12 protein-coding genes and 1 riboswitch are annotated in these 16,781 nt (G+C 46.6%); of the genes, 8 read left to right on the forward strand and 4 right to left on the reverse strand.

The window, feature by feature from the left end; genetic code table 11:
- Positions 1-73 precede the first annotated feature (73 nt).
- Complete coding sequence (locus tag AC1RRX_RS12845) at positions 74-2,137, reverse strand: molybdopterin oxidoreductase family protein (RefSeq protein ID WP_144464401.1); 2,064 nt, start codon at positions 2,135-2,137, stop codon at positions 74-76.
- Between the two features lie 147 nt (positions 2,138-2,284).
- A riboswitch (SAM riboswitch) is annotated at positions 2,285-2,377 on the forward strand.
- A gap of 121 nt (positions 2,378-2,498) precedes the next feature.
- Between AC1RRX_RS12845 and AC1RRX_RS12850 the strand changes: the two genes are divergently transcribed.
- From AC1RRX_RS12850 to AC1RRX_RS12860, 3 genes are read left to right on the forward strand one after another with little or no spacing between them, the layout of a single operon-like run.
- Positions 2,499-3,515: a 2-hydroxyacid dehydrogenase gene (locus tag AC1RRX_RS12850; protein ID WP_042635260.1), complete on the forward strand. Its 1,017-nt coding sequence runs from the start codon at positions 2,499-2,501 to the stop codon at positions 3,513-3,515.
- Positions 3,508-4,974 carry an FGGY-family carbohydrate kinase gene (locus AC1RRX_RS12855; RefSeq protein WP_144464399.1) on the forward strand — a complete coding sequence of 489 codons (1,467 nt, stop codon included), beginning with the start codon at positions 3,508-3,510 and terminating at the stop codon, positions 4,972-4,974. Before AC1RRX_RS12850 ends, AC1RRX_RS12855 begins: the two co-directional genes overlap by 8 nt.
- 47 nt (positions 4,975-5,021) lie before the next feature.
- Positions 5,022-6,269, forward strand: a complete 1,248-nt coding sequence (locus AC1RRX_RS12860; RefSeq protein ID WP_020955920.1) for an RbtT/DalT/CsbX family MFS transporter — start codon at positions 5,022-5,024, stop codon at positions 6,267-6,269.
- Between the two features lie 31 nt (positions 6,270-6,300).
- Here the strand turns inward: AC1RRX_RS12860 and AC1RRX_RS12865 are convergent, their stop codons facing one another.
- The gene (locus tag AC1RRX_RS12865) at positions 6,301-7,062 is read right to left on the reverse strand and encodes a hypothetical protein (protein WP_144464397.1); all 762 of its coding nucleotides are present in this window, start codon (positions 7,060-7,062) and stop codon (positions 6,301-6,303) included.
- Positions 7,063-7,129: 67 nt separating this feature from the next.
- A complete protein-coding gene (locus tag AC1RRX_RS12870) occupies positions 7,130-7,435 on the reverse strand; it encodes a DUF948 domain-containing protein (protein ID WP_144464395.1) in 306 nt (101 codons plus the stop codon).
- A gap of 129 nt (positions 7,436-7,564) precedes the next feature.
- Between AC1RRX_RS12870 and AC1RRX_RS12875 the strand changes: the two genes are divergently transcribed.
- The 4 genes from AC1RRX_RS12875 (at position 7,565) to proB (ending at position 11,103) form a co-directional block, all read left to right on the forward strand.
- Positions 7,565-8,281, forward strand: coding sequence for a 3-ketoacyl-ACP reductase (locus tag AC1RRX_RS12875; RefSeq protein WP_015417604.1), 717 nt, complete (start codon positions 7,565-7,567; stop codon positions 8,279-8,281).
- Between the two features lie 285 nt (positions 8,282-8,566).
- On the forward strand, positions 8,567-8,935 hold the full coding sequence (rtp, locus tag AC1RRX_RS12880; protein ID WP_003153833.1) for a replication termination protein: 369 nt from the start codon (positions 8,567-8,569) through the stop codon (positions 8,933-8,935).
- A gap of 176 nt (positions 8,936-9,111) precedes the next feature.
- Positions 9,112-9,960: a pyrroline-5-carboxylate reductase gene (gene proC / locus AC1RRX_RS12885; protein WP_007407345.1), complete on the forward strand. Its 849-nt coding sequence runs from the start codon at positions 9,112-9,114 to the stop codon at positions 9,958-9,960.
- Between the two features lie 24 nt (positions 9,961-9,984).
- Entirely contained in the window at positions 9,985-11,103 is a 1,119-nt protein-coding gene (gene proB / locus AC1RRX_RS12890) for a glutamate 5-kinase (protein ID WP_020955919.1), read from the forward strand.
- A 60-nt stretch (positions 11,104-11,163) separates the two neighbouring features.
- Here proB and gltC read toward each other — a convergent pair whose 3' ends face one another.
- On the reverse strand, positions 11,164-12,066 hold the full coding sequence (gltC, locus tag AC1RRX_RS12895) for a glutamate biosynthesis transcriptional regulator GltC (protein WP_007407347.1): 903 nt from the start codon (positions 12,064-12,066) through the stop codon (positions 11,164-11,166).
- Positions 12,067-12,211: 145 nt separating this feature from the next.
- Here gltC and gltB point away from each other — a divergent pair, with 145 nt between their 5' ends.
- On the forward strand, positions 12,212-16,771 hold the full coding sequence (gltB, locus tag AC1RRX_RS12900; RefSeq protein ID WP_144464393.1) for a glutamate synthase large subunit: 4,560 nt from the start codon (positions 12,212-12,214) through the stop codon (positions 16,769-16,771).
- The last annotated feature ends 10 nt before the right edge of the window (positions 16,772-16,781 follow it).

Raw genomic sequence — 16,781 nt, forward strand, 5'->3', positions numbered from 1 at the left:
CAATAAACGTTATCACTTTTTATACGGTGAAGCCGGCCGAAAGGATTCAGCCTTCATCAAAACCGCCCGGCGTTTATTGCGGACGGTTTTGATTGCTGAGCTTTTCCACCTGCACCTTTCCGGAGAAGAAAACAGCGCCTCCGCCCATATCCGCCAGCCGATCGGGCGTGAGCGAATTGACGAGCTGTTTTTTATCATCCATATCGGCCCAAAGACCTTGGCTGACTGCAACGCCGGGAAGCACCTGTTCGCCGACCGAAACTGTCAATTCACACTCTCCGCGGTGATTCCAAACTCTAACGGTTTCCCCGTCTTCTATGTTCCGGCGTACAGCATCTTCTGTATGAATAAAAAGCTTTGGCGCTTTTTCCAGTTTTACGTGTTTTTCATTATTCGAAAATGTCGAATTTAAAAAATTATGATTCGGTCCCGGGACAAATAAAAGCGGAAAATCGCCATCGCTCTCAAGAGGGATGTGCGTCGGCAGCGCCGGATAACCGTCCTGTTTCATCTTTTCAGAATATAATTCAATTTTTCCGCTCGGTGTTTTGAGCTTACCCGGAAAAAGCGGTTTTTTCCGTTTGGCTCTCATGAAGGAATGGCGTGAGAGCGATTCGTAATCAATATCCTCGATATACGGATTGTCGGGAAAGTCCAGCGCCTGTCTGATCAATTCTTCATCGGAATCCTGAAGCTCCTGCTCGGTAAATCCCATTGCTCCGGCAAGCAAACGGAACACTTCCGTATTCGATTTGCTGTCCCCGTAGGGTTCGATCACCAGTTTTTGCAGCTGAATAAAATGATGCCAGTAAGACGTGTAAAAATCCGTGTTTTCCAAAGCGGATGCAGCAGGGAGCACGATATCCGCGTATTTGGCGGTTTCCGTTAAAAACAGATCGTGAACGACTGTAAATAAATCCTCCCGCAGCAGGCCTTTTCTGACTTTATTCGCTTCCGGCGCAACCACTGCGGGATTCGTACCGTAAATAAACAGGGAGCGCACGGGCGGTTTTGTTTCTAAAAGAACGCTTCCGAGCCTGTTCATATTAAATGATCGTGGCTTCCTGCCGTAAAGCAGATCAGGCCGCTGGAGCGCTTGTCTGTTATAGTTTAATACCGCGCTGTTGTGCTTGATTGCGCCTCCTCCGGTGTTGAGCCACTGTCCTGTAACAGCCGGAAGGCAGGCAACGGTGCGGACGATCATTCCGCCATTGTCATGGTGCTGAATGCCGTTTCCGATCCTGATAAGGGAAGGGGAGGTTTCCCCGTACATTCTCGCAAGGCGTCTGATATCGTCGGCTTTAACGCCTGTAATAGCAGAAACCGTTTCCGGATCATAGTGTTTAACATGCGCTTTTAATTCGTCACTGCCTTCGGTGTATTCTGTGAGAAATGCTTCATCGTGAAGGTTTTCGTCGAATAAGACATGCATGATACCGAGGGCGAGTGCGGCATCTGTGCCGGGGCGAATGGGAATAAACCAATCGGCAAGCCGGCCGGTTTGGTTCTTATGTACATCGATAACGACAATTTTAGCCCCTTTTTTCCGGGCTTTTTGGGCAATCATGACTTGGTGCATATTCGTGCTGACGGCATTGATTCCCCAAAAAATAAAGAGCTTTGCATGTATGGTCTCTTCCGGATCAGTACCCGCTCCTTCACCCATTGTATAGTTATAGCCTTCAGATCCGGCTTTGCTGCAGATCGTCCGTTCGAGATGACTCGCTCCGAGACGATGGAAAAAACGGCGGTCCATTCCCTCTGCCGCCAGTTTTCCCATATTGCCGTAAAAGCTGTACGGAAGAATGCTTTCCGCTCCTTCTTCGGCAATAAGCTCTTTCCAGCGCGCACTGATCGTATTGATCGCTTCCTCCCAGGAAATAGGCGTAAACGCGGCTTCACCTTTTTTACCGATCCGTTTTAACGGAACGGTTATGCGTTTCTCATCATAAATACGCTCAGCCATGTGTCTGACTTTGTTGCAAATATTCCCTGATGTGACCGGGTGATCGGGGTCTCCCTGAATGTTAACGATTTTTCCGTCTTTTTTTGTCACAAGCAAGCCGCATTGATCGGGACAGTCTAGTGAGCATACCGACTTAAAGACCCCGTTCGGCTGTTTTGCAGCAGAATTCATAGCCCATTTCTCCTCTTTGTTTATATTGTAAGCATTATAACATTTCAAAATCGAACGTCAATTCAGAAAAAAAGTGTTGACATCACGGAAAGACTTTTCTATGATGAGTTTATTCTTTTAAACAGCCTGACAATTTCATCATTTTATTTTCTATCCAGAGAGGTGGAGGGACTGGCCCTACGAAACCTCGGCAACATTTATTGTGCCAATTCCAGCAAGCGTATGCTTGAAAGATAGGAAAGAATGATCTATACATATTTGTGCGCTTCAAGCGCATAAAGACGGTATATGAATCTCTTTCCTTCTTTGGGGAAAGAGATTTTTTTATGAAAAAATTTATGTGAAAAGGATGTTTTGCACCATGACGGTTTTAATTACCGCACCATATCACGACGAGGGGCTGAAGGAGCTGACTGAGCTGTTCGGCCGGACTGTGCACCGGCCGTGGAAGAAGCACGGCCGGGCCTATCGGGAAGATGAATTGATCCGAATGATTCAAGAGACAAACGCGTCGGGGCTTATCACTGAACTTGATGAGGTGTCTGAGCGTGTTATTGACATATTGCCTGATTCCGCTTTTATCGGTGTCTGCAGAGGAATGCCGTCTAACGTGAATATTGCGGCGGCGACTAAAAGAAAAATCCCCGTTTTCTTTACACCGGCCCGCAATGCCCAGGCTGTTGCTGAAATGTTTATCGGAAATGTGATTTCATTTTTGCGTCATACGTATTCTTCCCATCAGTGGCTGAAAGACGGGAAGTGGAATGGTGATTATTTGCAGGCTTACGTCAAATTCAGAGGAAATGAGCTGACGGGGAAAACAGTCGGCCTTATCGGTTTCGGAGCCGTCGGACAGAGAATCGCCCGGCTATTGGCCGCTTTTGACTGCAAGGTGCTTTACTATGATCCATTTGTCCGTCATGAAAACCGGGAGTATGAAAAAACGACGATTGAACGGGTATTTTCTGAAAGTGATATTGTTTCCGTTCACTTGCCGCGTACAGAAGAAACCATCGGCCTTATCGGCGCCCGGCACTTTCAATTGATGAAACAGGAAGCTGTTTTTGTCAATACGTCAAGAGCGGTGGTTACAGACAGGGAAGAGCTGCTGCGGGTGCTGAAAGAACGGCGGATTAAGGGAGCGATCCTTGACGTGTTTTATCACGAACCGCCAGAATCTTCTGATTATGAATTGATCTCTTTGCCTAATGTATTAGCGACTCCCCATTTAGCGGGCGCAACATTTGAAGTGGAAGATCATCATGTGAAGATTTTAAATGAAGCGCTTTTCAAATGGAAACAAGATCAAACCTGCTCAATACGTGAACTTTATAACAAAAGAGAACTTGAAACGGAAGGAGGAGGCTGTAATGGCTGAACAAAAAGGCTACCTTGTATTTGACATCGGGACGGGGAATGCGCGAGTCGCGGTCGTGACTGCCGGCGGCGAAGTGACCGCGCTTGAAAGGGAAGACATTGAATATGTGACGGATCCGCTTTATCCGGACGGACGATATTTCTCACCGGAAAGATTATGGACGCAAATCAGCGCTATGGCAAGGAAGGTTATTGCCAAAAGCCCACATATTACATTAATCGGAATCACCTCCACAAGCCAGAGGCAGGGAATTGTTCTGATCAATAAAGGTAAAAAGGCATTTCTCGGTCTGCCCAACATTGATAACAGAGGGCGTGAATGGGAAGACGGGATTGAGGCAATAGAAGAAGTGCATCAGCAAACCGGACGTCTTCCGAGCGCTTTATTTTCCGCCATGAAACTTGTCGGATTAAAAGCTAGACAGCCGTCTTTATGGAAAGAAGTGAAGTACATCACAAGCATCAGTGACTGGGTGACATTTGAGCTGAGCGGTATTTTAAGCTATGAACCGTCACAGGCTGCTGAAACACTGCTGTTTGACGTAAGGAAAAAGGCGTGGTCAGAGAAATTATGCAACATCTTCGGTGTGCCTTCTGCCATTCTTCCTTCACTCGTCCGATCTGGGACGGTTGTCGGAATGTTAACGTTTAAGAAAGCGGCGGTTCTCGGCCTTTCTGAAAGAGTGCCTGTGATTGCAGGCGGGGGAGACACACAGCTTGCCATCAAAAGTGCAGATGCAAAGCCGGGAGATATCGTCATCGTATCCGGCACGACGACGCCGATTACAAAGATAACAGCGGAGACCGGAACCGAAAGTTTAGAGAATGCATGGCTGAATTGCCATACAGAAGAAGGTCAATGGCTTCTTGAAACGAATCCGGGTGTAACAGGACTCAATTATCAAAAATTAAAATCCATTTTTTATCCGAATGAATCCTACGGCGTTATGGAACGGGAAATCGCAAGTCTGCCGAAACATGATCATGCTTGTATTTCTGCGTTAGGCTCCTATTTATCGCCTGAGAAAAACGCACTGGCAAAAGGCGGATTTATTTTTGACGCTCCGCTGTCCCAAAACTTAAGCAGAGCCCATTTTGTCAAAGCCGCACTGCTGGAAATCGCTTTTTCAATCAAATGGAACTATGAGGCGTTAACAGAGGTGGCTTCCTTTTCACAAGATGATGTGAAGGTGTGCGGCGGCGGTTTCCAAAGTGATGCTTTGACGCAGTTTCTTGCTAACCTTCTCCAAAAGAAAATCTATAAGAGAGAGGGGTTCAGCCAGGCATCCGCAATGGGAGCGGCGATGATTTGCAACGAAGCTCTCGGTGTGAAAGCAGAGCTTTCGAGCCGCACAAAGGTAATTGAGCCGGAAGCGGATCAGACGGATCTCTTCCTATATGAAGAATGGAAACATACGCAAAAATTATTTACTCATTTTCAGCCGGCGGTGAAAGCCTGACTTGGGGATGAGATGACAACATGAAAGATTGCTGAGGAGGAACAAAAATGCTTAATAAAATAGGAATTCCAAAACAGCTCGCATGGGGATTTTTGGGAGTCGTGCTGTTTATGATGGGGGACGGCCTTGAACAAGGATGGCTCAGCCCGTTTTTAGTTGAAAACGGCTTGACGGTACAGCAATCAGCATCCTTGTTTACAGTTTACGGTATTTCTCTCGCTGTGGCGTCTTGGTTTTCAGGGGTCTGCCTCGAAGCCTTCGGCGCAAAGCGGACGATGTTTATGGGGCTGTTGTTTTACGTTATCGGAACAGCCGCATTTATCGCATACGGATTTGAAAATCTTAATTTGCCGGTGATGTATGTCACGTATTTTATTAAAGGGCTGGGTTATCCGCTGTTTGCCTATTCTTTTTTGACATGGGTGATTTACCGGTCGCCGAAAAACAGGCTCAGTACGGCGGTCGGCTGGTTCTGGATTGCATATTGCTGCGGGATGTTTGTATTCGGTGCTTGGTATTCAAGCTGGGCCATCAAATCCTTCGGCTATTTGAATACACTGTGGAGTTCAATTTTTTGGGTCTGCCTCGGCGCGTTTTTTGCTTTGATTTTAAATAGGGACCGCTTTGAAAAGAAAAAGGCAGATAAGCTGGAAAAGGCGCAGGAATTAATGAAGGGAATCACCATCCTTGCTGAAAATCCGCGCGTGCTCTCTGGGGGGATCATTCGGATCATTAACAGCATCGGTACATACGGATTTCCGGTATTTCTTCCGATGCATATGGCGCAGCACGGCATTTCTACAAATGTATGGCTTCAAATTTGGGGAACGATCTTTCTCGGAAATATCGTCTTTAACTTAATCTTCGGCGCAGTCGGCGATGCCTTCGGCTGGAAAAAGACTGTCATGTGGTTCGGGGGAGTGGGCTGCGGCATTTTTACTCTTTTATTATATTATGCTCCTGTTGTATCACATGGGAACTTGCTTTTCGTCAGCATTGTCGGTTTTATATGGGGAGGGCTCCTCGCCGGGTTCGTTCCGATCGGGGCTATCGTGCCGACGGCGGCCGGCAGCGATAAAGGTGCTGCCATGTCTGTGTTAAATCTGGCTGCGGGCCTGTCGGCATTTGTCGGCCCTGCGCTTGCCTGGGCGTTCATCGGACTTGTCGGCGCACAAGGCGTTGTATGGATTTTCGCAGCGCTCTATTTCGTAAGTGCAATCTTGACCAATCAAATCAAAATACCTGAAGAGAAAACGGCAAAACACAATAAAGCATTGCCTGAATACGCTTCTTAACAGCAGCGCCCCGAAAATTCGGGGCGTTTTTTTACAGCTGCTGAAGAAACCCGGCAAAGCGCTGAATTTGTTCACGTAACGATTGTTTGTTTTCGTGAAATTGTTTGAAACGATGTCCGTTTGCTCCGGACGGATGCGGGAAGCCTTCCAGAATGACCGCATGACCCATTCTGCCGTTCTTCTTCAGCATGCGGCAGGCTGATTCTGCTGCTTTGCCGAGAGGGATAAGCAGAATGTCCTTTTTCATCATTTTTATTTCATCCGGAAAACATGTCAGCGCGTAACGGCTGAGAAGAGCTGACCTGCTGATTGCCGGCCGATGTCCCGTATAGTTTTTCTGTTTATAAAAAACAGGGTGTTTGATAACGGACGTTGTATGAAGAAGCTCCCGTTTTGAATCAAATAACCGGGATGAATCCTCAACGTGAAGCGCGGCCGGCAGACCGCATTCATTAAGCATTTCGATGATGTTCTGCCTCATTGAACCGGAAAGTCCGGCCGCTTTTTTTGTTTCATAGGCTATCGTTTCAAAAGTTTCGCCATCTTTTAAAAGCTGTGCCGCTTTTTTGTAAGCCAGCTGCATTTGAAAAAAACCGGGTGTGATTCCGGAAATGGCAACGACTGCATAAGGGTTAATATATTCATTATGAGGCGAATAATACAAATCCAGATCTCCGTCCTTAGCTAAATGGAAAGCCGGAGTCAGCAAATCCGATTTTGTAAACCCTCCCGAAGAAGATAGTGCTTTAAGCTGCTGCAAAAAATGCGCAAGCCGCTCACGATCGCAAATCATGTTATGCCTCCTTGGATCCGCGCCAGTTTCTCTTAGTGTCATCAAAAACGTCGGATGACATGCAGGCTCATAAACCGCTTTTACCGGCGTTCCAGAGCATTTTCAGCACGTGAGGCGTTCCTTTAACTTCGGCTGCCGTCGTTTGCACGGCTGTTTTTTTAGTAAGAAAGTCTTCCTGCAGTTCTTTCTGCTTTTGTGATAACAAACGGGTTTCTGTTTTGATTTCATCAACGGACGTCTGCATGGACGCTGTCGCGGCGTTAATCTTCTTTATATCAGGCGCTGTGTTTCTTTTAAAATGGACGGCGGATACGGCTGCATAAATGAATGCGGCAGCCGCAACGGCAGCACTGATATACAAAATGATGATCATCTGCTTTTCACTCCTTTTTTTCAGTTGATACCCTTTACGGATCGTGTTGAATCATTTTATTTGCTAATTGTTTTTTTTCTGCTTATAATGTGAAATCGTACATAAGGACATTCAGAAAGGGTGAAAGACGTGGAAAGCTTACAAAACAAAACGGCTCTTATCACGGGTGCGGGCAGAGGAATCGGCCGCGCCGCCGCTATCGCTTTAGCCAAAGAAGGAGTCAATATCGGTTTAATCGGCCGTACAGAAGCAAATGTCGAAAAGGTTGCGGAAGAAGTGAAAGCCCTTGGTGTAAAGGCATCATTCGCTGCTGCCGATGTGAAAAACCAAAAAGAGGTTGAACAAGCCGTCTCCTCTATTAAAGAAGAACTCGGTGAGGTTGACATCTTGATTAACAATGCCGGAATCAGCAAATTCGGCGGATTTTTGGATCTTACGCCTGAAGAGTGGGAAGACATCATTCAAGTGAATGTAATGGGTGTATACCACGTGACACGCGCCGTTCTTCCTGAAATGATTGAGAGAAAATCAGGAGATATCATTAATATTTCTTCTACGGCAGGCCAAAGAGGCGCTGCGGCGACAAGTGCGTACAGTGCTTCTAAATTTGCCGTTCTCGGTCTGACTGAATCTCTCATGCAGGAAGTCAGAAAACACAATATCCGTGTCAGCGCAATGACTCCGAGCACGGTTGCCAGCGACATGTCTATTGAATTAAATCTGACAGACGGCAATCCGGAAAAAGTCATGCAGCCTGAGGATCTTGCAGAATATATGGTTGCTCAATTGAAATTACATCCGCGCATTTTCATCAAAACTGCCGGTTTGTGGTCAACTAATCCTTAAACAAAAGGGGACCTGTCTTCGTGACGGGTCTTTTTTGGTTTCCGCAACCCGAATAAATGGGCATAAAGATCCGTTTTTGCAGAAAAAAGAGTGAAAAAGAAACCGATATCAGCTATAATTAAACTAAATAAACTATGTACCAAATGTTCACTAAAATTATTTTTCCCCGCCTCCAAAAAACAAATCAATACAAACCAAACTGTCCGAACAATAAAAGGGAAAACGGGATATAAAGAGAATATTTAGTACATGGAATAATTTGTTAGAAGGAAGGGTGTGCACATATTGAAAGAAGAAAAAAGAAGTTCAACCGGTTTTTTAGTGAAACAAAGAGCTTTTTTAAAGCTTTACATGATTACAATGACAGAGCAGGAACGGCTTTACGGACTGAAGCTTCTCGAGGTGCTGCGTTCGGAATTTAAACCCATCGGTTTTAAGCCAAATCATACCGAGGTGTACCGTTCACTTCACGAACTATTGGATGACGGGATTTTAAAGCAAGTAAAAGTGAAAAAAGAGGGAGCCAAACTCCAGGAAGTCGTTCTCTATCAATTTAAAGACTATGAAGCTGCGAAGCTTTACAAAAAACAGCTGAAGACAGAGCTTGACCGCTGCAAAAAGCTGATAGAAAAAGCCATTTCAGATAATTTTTAAATCCGGCCGGAACGCACCCGGCCTCCCGGTCTCTAAAGGTTTGTTCTGTGATTCATTATACATAATAACAGGCTCGGAACAATACATATCAATAAAACCTTCAAACTTGACATCGACTCCTGAAGTGGTAACATAAAAAACGTGTGAAAAATACGAACAAAATACGAACAAGGGAGATGTTACCGATCTTAGATCAAAAGAAAGTTGCTTTTATCGGAGCAGGATCAATGGCTGAAGGAATGATATCAGGCATGGTCCGCGCAAAAAAAATTCCCAACCAAAACATCTGCGTGACAAACCGCCGCAATACAGAGCGACTCGCTGAATTGGAACATCAATACGGTATTCAGGGCATTGCTTTTGACAGCATGAAAACCGAAGACATTGATGTCTTTATTTTAGCCATGAAGCCGAAGGATGCTGAAATCGCTCTGGCTGCGCTGAAACGGCGTATTCAACCTCATCAAATCATCCTGTCTGTTCTGGCAGGCATAACAACCTCATTTATACAACAGTCATTACATGATAATCAGCCGGTTGTAAGAGTGATGCCGAACACATCCAGCATGATCGGCGAATCGGCAACAGCTGCGGCTTTCGGAGACCATGTCTCTTACGGTTCAGCAAAAACCGCGGTATCCCTTTTGGAATGCCTCGGGGAAGTGTACGTGATCAAGGAAGATCAGATGGACATTTTCACCGGCATCGCAGGCAGCGGACCGGCGTACTTTTATTATTTAATGGAGTTTATTGAAAAAGCAGGTGAAGAAGCCGGCTTAGACAAACGGCTGTCCCGCAAAATCGGCGCGCAAACGTTATTGGGCGCCGCTAAAATGCTGATGGAAACGGGTGAAAAACCGGATGTGCTTCGGGAAAACATCACCTCTCCAAACGGCACGACGGAAGCCGGCCTCGATGCGCTCAGGTCAGAAGGCGGCGGAGAAGCCATTGCCAAAGCCATCAAACACGCGACTGAACGTTCTATTGAGATCAGCAAAACAATTGAAAAAACGGCAGCACTATAATCGTTAAAAAACAGGAGTGATACAGTGACGTCTCGGACGAAGATCAAAAGAGTCGCGGTGAAAATCGGCAGCAGCTCACTGACGAGCCTGCACGGGGAAATCAGCAGAAGAAAGCTGGAAGCATTGGTGGATCAAATCGCACAGCTGAAAGACAGCGGCTATGAAATGATTTTAGTATCTTCCGGCGCAGTGGCGGCAGGTTATCGGAAGCTCGGATTTATTCAGAAACCGGAAAGCCTCCCTGAAAAACAGGCTTCTGCTTCCATCGGGCAGGGATTATTAATGGAGGCTTATTCAAAGCTGTTTTTAGCGCACGGTTATGTCGCATCACAAATTTTAATTACAAGAAGCGACTTTTCCGATGAATGCCGCTACCATAATGTGCGCAATACGATGAACGTCCTTTTGGAACGGGGCATTATTCCGATTATTAATGAAAATGACACGGTCACAGTCAACCGGCTGAAATTCGGAGATAACGATACACTCGCAGCGAAGGTGGCAGGTTTAATTGATGCCGACATGCTTGTGATTTTATCAGACATTGACGGTTTATATGATGATAATCCGCGCAGCAACCCGAAAGCGAAAAGAATCAGTCATGTTAGTGACATCACTCCGGAAATAGAAGCAAGCGCGGGAGATGCCGGGAGTGAAATGGGAACCGGCGGAATGCGTTCGAAACTGGATGCTTTTAAAATTGTGATGGCCTCCGGTATTAAAGGCTTTCTCGGGCAGGCTAACATTCCGGACATTCTGCTTCAAGCGGTAGATGAGGCGGCTGAAGGAACTTATTTTGAAGCGGAAGGAACCCTGCCGTTAAACCACAAAGAACAATGGCTTGCATTTAATTCCGGCCCCGAAGGCGAAATTGTGATGGAAAAAGAAAGCAGCCGCGATGTCGCGAACGGAAATATGGAGCTGTCACCGCAGGACATCGAGCAGATTAAGGGCAGATTCAGCAGCGGAGCGGTTGTCAGGCTGCTTGATCAGCAGGGAGAAGAGCTCGGACTCGGCATCGTCAACTATTCCTCAGCCCAGCTGAAGACATTTAAAGAAACGCCGCCCAAACAGACCGATCAATCAGTCATTGATCCGGAAGCGTTTGTCTGCCACGTTGAACTATCCATTCCGATCGGCTGAGAAAGATCTATAAAAATATGAAAAAGCCCGAGGCTTCGTTTTGAAGCTCGGGTTTGTTTTTTATTGATATTGTTCAAGTTTGGAGAAAAATTGAATGACAAAATGATAGAAATCATTTGCAGACGGAGCCAGTTCCCTTCCTTTTGGTTTAATAATGCCTACGGTGCGCTTCACTTGAGGAAATTCAATCGGAATTTTGACCGTGAACCGAGGGGTGGTTTCTCCAAAGGTGCTTTCAGGTAATAAAGTAACTCCCATCCCCGCGGAGACTAATCCTTTAATGGCATCTAAATCCTCGCCTTCCGTCGATACAAGCGGCGCAAAGCCGGCCTGTCTGCAAGCGTCAATCGCCATGTTACGGAGAATAAACCCTTCAGGAAATAAAACAAATTGGTCGCCGCGCAGATCAATTAAATGAATATTTTTCTGTTTGGCAAGCGGATGGTGCAGCGGAACAAGCGCGTAAATCTTTTCCGTGAATAAGATATTGCCTGTTATGTCGGGGAATTCCGTCGGAACGGGGCCGAGCAGCGCAGCATCTATATCCCTGTTTCTTACGGCTTCAATTAAAAACTTATAAGACCCCTGGCGGAGCAAAAACTCAACGTTCGGGTATTCCTCTTTAAACGCCGAAATCACCGTCGGCAAAAGCTGGCTTGCAAGGCTCGTCGGAAATCCTATTTTGACGGTTCCGCGATTCGGATCAAGATATTCATCAATTTGTTCTTTCGCGTAATCAATTGCTTTCATCGCCGTTTTAATATGTTCTAAAAATTGTTTGCCGATCGGCGTTAATTTAATATTTCTGCCTTCCCGTTCAAATAAAGTGACTTGCAGCTCTTCTTCAAGATTTGCAATCTGCCTGCTGATGGCGGATTGTGCGACATGCAGATGATCAGCCGCTTCTGACACATGTTCCCGTTCTGCTACCTCCATAAAATACCGAAGCTGGCGTAATTCCATTGCGTTCACACCTATCTATCTCATTTTGAGATGTATTTGATCTAAATTATATATTGTTTATATTGTTTTGAAAACTTACAATTAATTTAAAGTTGTCAGATTTTATGACCGATAATTAACGGAAACTGATCGGGGGAGAGGAATTATGACTTACAATCAAATGCCGAAAGCACAAGGTCTCTACCGTCCGGAATTTGAGCACGATGCATGCGGAATCGGCTTGTATGCCCATTTAAAAGGGAAACCTTCACATGACATTGTCAAAAAAGGACTGAAGATGCTTTGCCAGCTGGATCACAGAGGAGGACAGGGCAGTGATCCGAATACGGGTGACGGCGCCGGCCTGATGGTTCAGATCCCTGATGCTTTTTTTAAGAAAGAGTGCGGAGAAATGAGACTGCCGGAAAAAGGCCGTTACGGGGTAGGAATGGTCTTTTTCTCGCAAAATGAAGAGGAAAGAAAAAAGATTGAAAAACAGGTGAATGCATTCATTGAGCGGGAAGGACAGATCGTTCTCGGCTGGAGAACCGTCCCTGTAAATGTCGGAAAAATCGGAACAGTGGCACAAAGCACTTGCCCGTATGTGCGTCAAGTATTCATCGGCGCCGCAAACGATTTGAAAGACAGCCTTGCTTTTGAACGCAAACTGTATGTCATCCGGAAGCAGGCGGAAAATTGGGGCGTTCAAGAACAGCTTGATTTTTACTTCGCAAGCCTGTCAAGCCAGACTATTGTTTATAAAGGTTTGTTAACGCCTGAGCAGGTTGACGCATTTTATTTGGATTTGCAGGATGAAACCTTCGTATCTGCATTCTCACTTGTGCATTCAAGGTTCAGCACAAATACCTTTCCAACCTGGGAACGTGCTCATCCGAACCGCTATCTGATTCATAACGGAGAAATCAATACGCTCCGGGGCAACATCAATTGGATGAGAGCGAGGGAGCAGCAGTTCGTTTCAGAAAGCTTCGGAGACGATCTTCACAAAGTGCTGCCGATTTTAAATGCTGAGGGCAGTGACTCATCCATTCTTGATAATGCGTTTGAATTTTTCGTGATGGCAGGGCGGAAACCGGCACATACGGCAATGATGCTGATTCCGGAACCATGGACGGAAAACACTCACATGTCTAAAGCGAAACGGGCTTTTTATGAATATCACAGCTCTTTAATGGAGCCGTGGGACGGGCCGACCGCCATTTCGTTTACGGACGGAAAACAGATCGGCGCCATCCTTGACCGTAACGGCCTGCGTCCGGCACGTTACTATGTGACAAAAGATGACCATATTATTTTCTCATCTGAGGTCGGCGTTATTGAAGTAGAGCAGGAGAATATTCTTCATAAAAAACGTCTGGAGCCCGGAAAAATGCTGCTCATTGACTTAGAAGAAGGCCGGATTATTTCAGATGAAGAAGTGAAAACAGAAATTGCCAATGAATTCCCTTATCAAAAATGGCTTGAAGAAGAATTGGTTCAAGTGAATCCTGACCCGGAAATCCGGGAAGAGGAACAATTCGATGATCTTCTCGTCCGTCAAAAAGCGTTTGGCTATACGTATGAAGATATTCAGAAATATTTAATCCCTGTTATTAAAGAAGGCAAGGACCCGCTCGGCTCTATGGGAAATGATTCGCCGCTCGCCGTTTTATCCGACCGCGCCCAATCACTGTTTCATTACTTTAAACAGCTGTTTGCGCAAGTCACAAACCCGCCGATTGACGCGATCCGCGAGCAGCTGGTAACTTCTACGGTGACCTGGCTCGGAGCTGAAGGCGATCTGCTGCATCCGAGTGAAAGAAATGCACGCCGCATAAAATTGTATACTCCTGTATTATCAAACGAACAGTTTTATGCGCTGAAAACACTTGTGCATCCTGACATTAAGAGCCAGAACATCCGTACGCTGTTTTCCGATGACCTAGAAAAAGGCCTGAAGGATTTGTTTCAGCAGGCGGAAAAAGCGATCAAGGAAGGCGTATCTCTGTTAATTTTATCTGACAGGGCAATGAGTAAAGAGTTGACGCCGATTCCGCCGCTTTTGGCCGTCAGTGCGCTGCATCAGCATTTGATCCGCCAAGGACTGCGAACAAAAGCAAGCATTATCGTTGAATCCGGGGAAGCGCGTGAAGTTCATCACTTTGCGGCTCTCATCGGGTATGGTGCCGATGCTGTCAATCCGTATTTGACTTACGCTACGTATAAGCAGGAAATCGATGAAGGCCGGCTTGATATTCCGTATGAAGAAGCTGTCAGCAAATACGGAAAGAGCGTAACAGAAGGCGTCGTGAAAGTGATGTCAAAAATGGGGATTTCAACTGTGCAAAGTTACAGGGGCGCCCAAATTTTTGAAGCGGTCGGCATCGGTGAAGACGTTATTGCCAAATACTTTACCGGTACTGCATCTCAGCTTGGCGGAATCGATATCGAAACGATTGCGCAAGAAGCGAAACAGCGCCATCAAGCGGCGTACAAGGATGATTACAGCCAAACTCTTGATCCGGGAAGTGAATTCCAATGGCGGAACGGGGGAGAGCACCACGCTTTCAACCCGAAAACCATCCATACGCTGCAATGGGCCTGCCGCAAAAATGATTACAGCCTGTTTAAGCAGTATTCTCATGCAGCGGATGAAGAACGAATCGGATTTTTACGCAATCTGTTCGCCTTCAAAGAAGACCGCAAGCCTTTAAAATTAGAGGAAGTTGAATCAGCTGCGTCCATCGTGAAACGTTTTAAAACAGGAGCGATGTCATTCGGTTCATTAAGCAAGGAAGCCCATGAGGCTTTAGCGATAGCGATGAACAGGCTTGGCGGAAAAAGCAACAGCGGAGAAGGCGGCGAGGACCCGAAACGTTTCGTTCCGGATGAAAATGGCGACGACAGAAGAAGTGCGATTAAACAGATTGCTTCCGGCCGTTTCGGCGTAAAGAGCCATTATCTCGTCAATGCGGATGAATTGCAGATCAAAATGGCGCAAGGGGCGAAGCCGGGAGAAGGCGGTCAGCTTCCGGGCAACAAAGTATATCCTTGGGTCGCGGATGTCCGCGGTTCTACACCAGGTGTAGGGCTGATCTCACCGCCTCCTCACCATGATATTTATTCAATTGAAGATTTGGCGCAGCTGATCCATGATTTGAAAAATGCGAATCGAAGCGCGCGTATCAGCGTCAAGCTCGTGTCAAAAGCTGGTGTCGGCACGATTGCGGCCGGTGTGGCAAAAGGCACTGCGGATGTCATCGTCATCAGCGGCTACGACGGCGGAACGGGCGCGTCGCCGAAAACAAGTATTAAACATACGGGTCTTCCGTGGGAGCTTGGTCTTGCAGAAGCTCACCAAACGCTGATGCTGAACGGTTTACGGGATCGCGTGGTATTGGAAACGGACGGTAAGCTGATGACAGGCCGGGATGTCGTAATGGCCGCCTTGCTCGGTGCGGAGGAATTCGGCTTTGCTACAGCGCCGCTTGTCGTTCTCGGCTGCGTCATGATGCGCGCCTGCCATTTAGATACATGTCCTGTAGGTGTCGCGACGCAAAACCCGGAGCTTCGCAAAAAATTCATGGGCGATCCTGACCATATCGTAAATTACATGCTGTTTGTCGCAGAAGAAGTGCGTGAATATATGGCGCAGTTAGGCTTTAAGACGCTTGATGAAATGATCGGACGGACAGACGTTCTTCATGTCAGTGAACGTGCGAAAGCGCATTGGAAAGCGGGCCAGCTTGATTTATCCACACTGCTGTACCAGCCTGAAGGCGTACGCACTTTCCGTACGGCGCAAAACCATAAAATCGACGAGTCGCTTGATATGACGGTTATTCTTCCGGCGGTGCAGGCTGCAATTGAAGCCGGTCAGGAAGCGGAAGCTGAAATCAAGATCAATAATACAAATCGCGTAGCCGGAACCGTGACGGGAAGTGAAATTTCTAAACGCTACGGAGCGGAAGGCCTGCCGGATGATACGATCAGACTTCATTTTACCGGATCAGCCGGACAGAGTTTCGGAGCATTTGTCCCTAAAGGGATGACGCTTCATTTGAACGGGGATTCAAATGACTACGTAGGCAAAGGGCTTTCGGGCGGAAAAATCATCGTGAAAGCGCCTGATGCCTTCAATTGTGAAACGCACGATAACGTTATTATCGGGAACGTCGCATTTTACGGGGCAACAAGCGGGGAAGCGTACATTAACGGGCGCGCCGGTGAACGTTTTGCAGTCCGTAACAGCGGAGTCAATGTCGTTGTAGAAGGTATCGGAGACCACGGCTGTGAATACATGACAGGCGGCCGGGTTGTCGTCCTCGGCGAAGTCGGCAAAAACTTCGGGGCGGGAATGTCAGGCGGTATCGCATACGTCCTGAGTGATGATTCCAAAGCATTTAAACGCAAATGCAACATGGAAATGATTTCATTTGAAAAGCTGACGGATGAGGCGGAGATCAAAGAAGTGCAAGAAATGGTCAAACGGCATGCGGCGCTGACAAACAGCAAAAAAGCCGCAGATCTCCTGGACAATTGGGAAAAAGCCGCAGAAACCTTTATCAAAGTCATTCCGAAAAACTATAAACAAATGCTCCTCAGCATCGAAGAACAAAAAGCGGCGGGTTTATCAGAAGAAGACGCAATTATGTATGCTTTTGAAGCCAATACAAAGGTCCTCCAAACGCCTGCCAAAGATCAAAAACAAGCGGTAGTACAGTAAGAAAGGGGAG

The organism is Bacillus sp. GW821-FHT11D08, from assembly GCF_058808515.1.